Annotated in this window: 1 protein-coding gene; it reads left to right on the plus strand. The window is 72.4% G+C overall.

The genetic code is table 11. The annotated features are described in order from the left end of the window. On the plus strand, positions 1-8,962 hold an 8,962-nt coding region (locus ACJ73U_RS33440; RefSeq protein ID WP_407781744.1), incomplete at both ends, for a nucleotidyl transferase AbiEii/AbiGii toxin family protein.

The raw sequence follows: 8,962 nt of genomic DNA on the forward strand, positions 1-8,962 counted from the left end.
CGAGCGAGCGGCCCGCACCCGAGAAGCAGGTCGCGCACGCGGCCGAGCGGCCGGCGCCCCAGAAGCAGCCGACCCCGGCGCTCGAGAAGCCGGCGCCGGACAGGCCGGCCCCGACACCCGACCGGCCAGCCACCCAGGACAGGCCAGCGCAGGACAGGACAACGCAGGACAAGCCAGCGCAGGACCGGTCGGCGACGCAGGACAAGCCGGGTGCCCAGGACAAGTCGGCCACGTCGGAGAAGCCGGTGTCGCCGGACAAGCCCACGGGGTCGGACAGGTCGGAGAAGCCGGTCACGGTCGACAAGTCCGCGCCGGACCGGTCGGCCGGCTCGCACAGGGTGCCCGGCAAGGGGCCGAAGCAGGAGGAGGTCGCCGGCGCGGTGGCGGCGGTTGCCCACCTGAGTCCCGACCACCCCGCCGCCGACCGCGGTGCCCACGGGGCGCATCCCGACCACACCCCGAACGGGCCCGGCGACGGGTTCGTCCGCCGGGACGACGACGCGTCCCGGCAGGCGTGGAACGAGCGGCGTGACGGCGCGAAGCCGACCCGGTTCAGCCGGGAACGGTTCCAGCACTACAGCCGCGGCAGCGGCCTGCTGCGGGCGGAGAACGGCCAGGTCTCCGGGAAGATCACCCAGATCCGCTACGACACCCGGCACTTCGAGGCGTCGCCCGGCAAGTGGGTCGTGGAGTTCACCGTCCCGCTGGACCTCGTCTCGCCGGGCCGCGACATGGACGCGCCGACCCGGCGCGCGGCGGCCGACGAGCTGCAGCAGGAGCTGGACGAGCACTTCAACTTCCGGCACAGGTGGCCGGGGAAGGGGCAGTTCGAGGGCAGCCAGGTCCACTTCACGGTCGAGGCCGACACCCCGAACGGCATCACCCCGGGCTGGGACGCGGACCCGACCAGGAACGTGCCCGTCGAGGTGCGCGACTCGTCCAAGGGCGACGCCTTCGACCGCGCCATCGTGCCGAGGACCAACCAGGTCCAGTGGGACCTCGCGGCACCGGTCGGGTCGCGGCTGCACGAGTACTTCCACTTCATGGGGCTGGGCGAGGGCTACCAGGATCCCAAGCTGTCGTTCAACCCGAAGGACGCCGCCGACGGGCTCGGCGGCGTCATGGGCGAGGGCGACCACTTCAGGAAGGAGCTGACGCCGGCACAGCTCGCGCAGCTCGCCACGGTGCACGAGCAGTCCCGGCCGGTGATCTCCCACTCCTTCACCGACACGAGCACCCACACCCCGGCCGTCAACAAAGCCGCCCCCGGCGGCCTGGTCAACAGCATCTACGCCGACGGCCCCTACAGCGCGCAGCACAGCCCCAACAACGCGCCGGGTGGTAACGACCCGAAGCGCCCGCCCCGCGGCCCGAACCCCAACCAGGGCCCGTCGGGCGGCGGTCGCCGCCAGCAGCCGTCGGACCTGCCCGCGATCAGGTCGGCCGCCGACCGGCCGTCGCGGTCGGACGCGCGGGACGCCAAGCACGACCCGGACACCTGGGACGAGCGGCCCGTGCCGGTCCCCGTCGAGAGTTCGGCGGAGGCCACGCCGGTCAAGGGCTGGACGCTCGACGAGGCGGGCGACTGGTTCACCAACACCATGGCGAAGTACTTCGGCGGCCGGGGTGGCGGGCCGGTCGTGCCGTTCCTGTCCGGTGGCGCCGCGCTGGCCCGGCAGGGTGGTGTGCGGCCGCCGAAGGACCTCGACTTCCGGATCACCGCGAGCGAGGTGGGCTTCAAGGACTTCAGCGACCCCGTCGCGCAGCGCTTCCTGGACCACCTGAACAAGTCGGCGAAGCCGCAGCTGCAGAACGACTATCGCGCGAGGCTGAAGACCGGCGAGGTGCCGAAGGGCGCGTCCGTCGGTGAGTTCGCGCCGCTGCGCAAGTCGGGCGCCGGGTCCACGTCGATGGGTTCGCTGAACATCCTGGGCCAGGAGATCAGCCTCACCGTGGTGCCCAACGACCGGCCGGACACCACGCGGGTCGGTGGTGACGGTCCCGGCAAGGACATCCACGTCCTGACCCCGGACGAGCTGGTCGCGGACAAGCTGCGGACGATGATCTCGCGCACGAAGACCGACCAGGACAGCGTGAAGAAGGTCGCGCAGGACGTGTTCGACGTCCTCGACGCGATGGACGTGGCCGACCGGGACGCGGGCCGCGGCGGCGACACCACGGCCGGGCAGCTGAGCGACGGTCTGGCGGCGCGGGCCGACCAGTACAGCGAGACGAACGTCCTCGGGTCGAAGCTGCAGCACTGGGACGACAAGAGCCTGCACGACCTGATGACCGGCCACGCGGTCGAGACGGCGAAGGCGCACCTGAAGAACGGCGAGCGGCGCCGCGCACTCGAGAAGCTGCTGGACGACGTGCGGGACTGGGGCGGCCGGGAGAAGGCCGACCGCATGTGGAAGCGGCTGGAGGACATCGGCAGGATCCCGGTCGGCGAGGAGACCAAGAAGGCCCTGCGGCCGCTCATGGCGGACTTCGACGACCGGCGCCAGTACGGGCCGGGGCCGGAGTCCCGCGGCAGCGGCAGGCCCGAGGTGCGGCCGGGCGCGGCCCCCGGCGAGGAGCCGAGCCACAGCGGCGAGCCGTCGTTCGCGCCGCCGGTCGAGGACCTGCTGAGCATCCACGCCGACGACATCACCAGGAACGTGCGCGACCACCTGGTCAACAGGAACCCGAAGCTGTCCAACAAGCCGGACTCGACCGCGCACGCCGAGCAGATCGCCCGCGTGCTCGCCTTCTCCGGCGGCTTCCGGCCGCTCGCCGACAGCGCCGAGCCGTTCCAGACCCAGGAGGCGTTCGGTCTCGGCAAGAACGACTTCAGCAAGGGCTTCGACCAGCTGCACAAGGCGGGCTTGGTGGCGCCGAGCCCCGAGGGCCTGCGGCTGCGCAAGGCAGGTTGGGATCTCGTCCCGACGGGCGGTCCGCAGCGGGTGGTGGACCTGGAGGGCAACCCGGTCGACCCGCCGTCGTCGTCCGAAGGCAGCCCGGCGCGGTCGCCGGAACGCTCGCCGGTGCGGTCGGGTTCGCCGGCGCAGCGGCCGCGGTCGGTCAGCCCGCTGCGGGCGTCGACACCGGAGAACCTGGCCGAGATCGAGTTCATGGGCAGGCAGGCCGCCGACGCGCTGGCCACCGAGAACCGGGATGTGGCGCAGGGTCTGCGCAACCGCGCGAAGGACGAGCTGCACAAGGCCGGCTGGCACTCGCCGTTCCCCGGCGACGCCTACCGGCGGGCGGTGGACATCGTCGCCCACTCGATCCTCGACCACGACAGCCCGGAGCTGGTGCGGGACACCGCGCAGGCCGTGACCTCCTGGAAGGACGACGCGAGCCATGCCGGGCCCGCCGGTGACGGGGTGCGGCTGGCGGACGACGGGTCGGTGGCCCGGCCGGACGGCACGAGCACCGGCAGCCTGCCGCCGGGTGTGCGCGAGGGGCTGCCGCCCGCGGTGCGCAAGCAGTGGGAGCAGGCGCGCCAGGTCACCGGGTCGAGCAAGCTGCCGCCGGAGATGGCCGGCTGGGTCTCCACCAGGGCGAACCAGATCCTGGCCAACCGTCACGTGACCGAGTCGTCCGGCTCGGAGATCACGCCGATGCGGCGCGACCTGATCGCCCGCGACCAGGCGCTCAACACCATCGTCAGCGCCCAGCTGCTCAAGGACCACGCCGCCGGGCTGAGCTCGCGGCAGGCGGAGCGCAACGCGCTCGGCGTGGTCAACGACCTGGCCGGACAGCTGCGGGACCAGGGCAGCGAGTTCCCGAACCCGCCTTCCGCGCCGCGGCCGAAGGCGGGTTCCGCTGACGAGTATTTCGCGAAGCCGGTGCCGCCCGGGCCGTACGTGCTGTCTCCGCGTCCGGGTAAGGCGGGCCCGGAGCGTTCTTTCGAGATCGAGTCGGGTAGTACGCGGCTGAGGGGTGACCAGCGTCCGAAGTTGGACTCGTTGATCAGGGACCTCGCCGAGGCGAAGGCGACCCGCGACGGCCTGGGCTACCTGCCGCCCAGGGTGGAGGTGTCCGGCGACGGCGCCCACGTCATCGCGGGTGCGCTCGCCGAGCGCGGTATCGAGGCGGCGGTCAGGCCGGGCCGCGAGGGCGGCGCGGACGTCCACGTCGACTGGGACATGAAGCGGCCGGCCGACTTCGTCCAGCCGGAGGCGCCGAAGTCGGAGCGGGTCACCGACACCAGGATCACCTGGGACCCGCCGGAGGGCACGCCGATCGTCCGGCAGGACCCGGTGCGGGCGATCCTCGACGACCCGAAGTGGGCACACAGCAAGGACGGCGGCGCCCCCTGGTTCGACCCGAAGGCGGATCACATCCCGGCCGACGAGATCGCGGCCGTCGCCAAGGACATGCCGGTCACCGGCCGCGTGCGTGGCGACCAGGGCGGTCTCACCACCGACTCGATCATCAGGCTGGACGCCGCGAGGCTGGACACGTGGCGCGGCCCGATCGCCTACGACGTCCGGTCGTTCGACATGCCCGGCGGGAAGGGCGGCGTCGCCGACCACCACGTGAAGCTGTTCCTGGACAAGGGGAACTTCACCGACGCGCAGGTCAAGTCCCTGCAGGACAGGGCGAAGGCCGGCGTCGACGAGCTGTACAACCAGGGCTACCGGATGGTGAAGGGCCGGCAGTTCCACGTGTCCGTCGACTTCGTCACCGACCCCGCCGACGCGCACGGCGTCGTCAAGGTCGGCGGGGCCGGCGGCAAGGAGAACCAGCTCAGCTGGCCGGTGAACCTGTCCGGCAAGAAGATCGCGCACGAGATCGGCCACTTCCTCGGCACGCACGACCAGTACTTCGAGAAGGGCCCCAACAAGCCGATCTTCCAACACCAGGACGGCAGGGGCCGGGTCGTCAACGACAACGGCATCATGACCGACGCGGTCGAGGACCCGAACGCACGGTTCATGCCCCGCGACATGTGGCGGATCGAGAACCGACAGCGGGAACTCGAGTCGGACCTCCCCGTACGGCACGACTCCTACCCGGCCCCGCCGCGCACGCCGGGCGGCTCCGACCGCCGGCTGCCGTCGCTGCTGCGGTACCTGCGCGACCGGTTCGGCTCGGACCACACGCCCGCCCCGGCGCCCGAAGCGGCGCCGCACATCGACTTCGAGCCGCCCTCGGTCTCGCGTGAGTTCGCCGCCGACGCGCACGGCATCTTCGACGACGTCGTCAACAACTTCCCGCGCTCCCTCGAGGAGGCCCGGGACGCCGTCGCGGCCGCGAGCCACGCGCTCGACGAGGCACAGGCCAGACTCGGCGAGGCACTGGCCGAGCACGGGCACCTGCCGTCGTCGTCCACGGCGCCCGAGCCGGCCCCGATCGCCGCCGCCCGGGGCGGGGTGGCCATGGCCGAGGCCGCGCTCGACATCGCGCACAGCAACCTCGAGGTGTGGGACCACCAGGCCGAGCACGGCGCGCAGCACTACGACGAGTGGCTCAACAACCAGTTCACCGACGCGGACTCGTTGCACAGCACGGACTACGCGGCGAGCCAGGCGTCCGAGCCGTCGGGTGCCCGGCCGCCGAAGCGGCTGGCGGACGTGCTCCCGCGCGCCGACTGGTACCGGCTCTACCTGAACCCGAAGGACATCGCGGCCGCGGAGCGCATGTACCCGGACAACCCGGGCTCGCTCTACGACAACCAGCGGTCGCCGGGCTTCCAGGCGGGCATGGAGGGCGCGTACGAGCGGTTCCTCAACCCGGCGGACTTCACCGCGCAGCGGCTGAACTCGGACCTGTACCGGCAGATGCACGAGGCCGTGACGGCACAGCTCGGCCGGGAGATCCCGTGGTCCGGCCGGGGCACGACGGGCTTCCCGCTCGGCAGCTCCCGGCCCAGCCCGGACGTGTTCAGCGACACCGTGGGCGGCCGCCCGCTGATGGTCGACGCGGCCGCGTTGCTGCGGTCCGGGCAGAAGGCCCCGATCGCGCCGGTCACGATCCTGGACACCTGGACCAACCGCGACAAGCCGATCGTCCGGACGAACTACCGCCAGAACGAGGTCCAGGGCCTCGTCGACAGCGTGTTCGACGACTTCTACAACGACCTCGGCCGTGCCACCAACGACACGGAGCGGTTCCGCGCGATCGGTCGCGTGGTCCGCAACCTGCACATCGTGCACCCGTTCGAGGACGCCAACGGGCGCCTGAACATCCACCTGCTGCTGCCGAGGCTGCTGCTGGAGGCCGGGTTCCAGCCGATCCTGTTCCGCGACCTGGTCCCGCTGTTCGACGGCAGCCGCACGCTCGACCAGGTCGCCGACGCCATGGCCCGCGGGCAGGGCGTGGACCTGACCGAGCCGTTCCGGTCCACCGCGCCGGAGTACTCGTCCAGCGAGTCCGAGGCCGCCGCCTCCGACCACGCCGACAACGGTTCGAACCACACCGACAACGGTTCGGACCGCTCCGACGGCGGTTCCGATCACGGCGACGGGTTCTCCGACGGTGCCTTCTCCGACCATGCCTTCTCCGACGACGGCCGCCACTCGCCCGCGACCGCCGAGGAGTTCCCGAACCCGCCCGCCGCGCCCTCGGGCAAGGGCCGGCACCAGCAGGTGTCGGACCTCCCGGCCGTGGCGACCACCCACGACCAGCCCTCCCGGCAGGAGGCGCGGGACGCCAAGTACGACGAGGACTTCTGGGACGAACAGCCGGTGCCCGTCCCGTCCCGGGCGGGCGATGACGAGGCCACGCCGGTCAAGGGCTGGTCGCTGGAGCAGGCGGGCGACTGGTTCACCAACACGATGGCCAGGTACTTCGCGGGCCGGCCGGGCGGCGCCGGGGCGGTGCCGTTCCTGTCCGGCGGCGCGGCGCTGGGTTACCAGGGCGGGGTGCGGCCGCCGAAGGACCTCGACTTCCGGATCACCGCGAGCGAGGCGGGCTTCAAGGACTTCAGCGAGCCAGGCGGCAAGGACTTCCTGAAGTTCCTGAACCAGTCGGCGAAGCAGGGCCTCCAGAACGACTACCGGGCGAAGCTGGGTGCCGGGGAGGTGCCGCGCGGCGCGTCCATCGGAGAGTTCGCGCCGCTGCGCAGGTCCGGCGCCGGCTCCACCTCGATGGGTTCGCTGAACATCCTGGGCCAGGAGATCAGCCTGACGGTCGTGCCCAACGACCGGCCGAACACGACGCGCCTCGGTGGTGACGGTCCCGGCAAGGACATCCACGTCCTCACCCCGGACGAGCTGGCCGCCGACAAGCTCCGCACGATGATCTCCCGCACCAAGACCGACCAGGACAGCGTGAAGAAGGTCGCGCAGGACGTGTTCGACGTCCTCGACGCGTTCGACGTCGCCGACCGGCAGGCGGGCCGTTCCGGCGACACCACCGCCACGCAGGTGAAGGCCGGGCTCGCGGCGCGCGCGGGGGAGTACAGCGAGACCAACATCCTCGGGTCGAAGCTGCAGCACTGGACCGGCGAGGACCTGCACGACCTGATGACCGGCCACGCCGTCCTGACCGCGCAGGCGCACCTGAAGAACGGCGAGCGGCGCCGCGCGCTGGAGAAGCTGCTGGACGACGTCAAGGAGTGGGGCGGCCAGGAGCACGCCGACCGGATGTGGGACCGGCTGGAGAAGTTCGCCTCGATGCCGGTCCGCGACGAGGTCAAGACCGCGCTGCGGCCCCTCATGGCGGACTGGGACGACCGGGCGCAGTACGGCCCCGGCCCGGAGGCCCGCGGCAGCGGACGGCCGGAGGTCCGGTGGGGCGCGGCACCCGGCGACGAGCCCGTCACCGGTGCCGAGACGGTGTTCCCCGCGCCGCCGGTGGGCGACCTGCTGAAGATCCACGGCGACGACATCGCCGGAAACGTGCGCGACAAGCTCGTCGAGAAGGACCCGAAGCTCGCGAAGAAGCCGCACTCGACCGCCCACGCCCCGCAGATCATGCGCGTGCCCGCGCTCTCGGGCGGGTTCCTGCCGCTGCTCGACCACCGAGAGAACGTCCAGACGCTGGAGGCGTTCGGCCAGACCAAGAGCGAGTTCGCGAAGGGCTACCAGCAGCTGAAGGACGCGGGCCTGGTGGCGCCGGGCCCCGAGGGTCTGCGGCTGCGGAAGGCGGGTTGGGATCTCGTTCCGACGGGTGGTCCGCAGCGGGTGGTGGACCTGGAGGGCAACCCGGTCGATCCGCCGTCGTCGTCGGAGGGCAGTCCGGCGCGGTCGCCGGAACGCTCGCCGGTGCGGTCGGGTTCGCCGGCGCAGCGGCCGCGGTCGGTCAGCCCGCTGCGGGCGTCGACACCGGAGAACCTGGCCGAGATCGAGCTGACGGGCAGGCAGGCCGCCGAGGTCCTGGCCCAGGAGTCCGACGCGGTGGCGCGCGGACTGCGCAACCGTGCGATGGGTGCCCTGTACAAGGCGGGCTGGCAGGCGCCGAACCCGCCGGAGATGTACGCGCGGGCCGTGGACATCGTCGCCCAGTCCATGTTGGAGGGCGACGGTCCGGCGATGGTCCGCGAGATCGCGGAGACCGTGGCCGCGCACCGCGGCAAGGCGAGCAGCGGCGGGCTGGCGGGCGACGGGATCCGGCTGGCCGAGGACGGCTCACTGGCCCGGCAGGACGGCACGCCCACCGGCACGCTGCCGCAGGGTGTGGCGCTGCCGGCGCCGCTCAGGGCGCGGTGGGAGCAGGCCCGGCAGGTCACCGGGTCGAGCAAGCTGCCGCCGGACATGGCGGGCTGGATCTCCACGCGCGCCAACCAGATCCTCGCGAACCGCCACGTCACCCAGGCCATCACGTCGACCGTCTCCTCGGCACAGCGCGACCTGATCGCCCGCGACCAGGCGCTCAACACCATCGTCAGCGCCCAGCTGCTCAAGGACCACGCCGCCGGGCTGAGCTCGCGGCAGGCGGAGCGCAACGCGCTCGGCGTGGTCAACGACCTGGCCGGACAGCTGCGGGACCAGGGCAGCGAGTTCCCGAACCCGCCTTCCGCGCCGCGGCC

Origin of the sequence: Actinophytocola sp. (genome assembly GCF_045807065.1) — a bacterium.
In the GTDB taxonomy this organism is placed as follows: Bacteria; Actinomycetota; Actinomycetes; order Mycobacteriales; family Pseudonocardiaceae; genus Actinophytocola.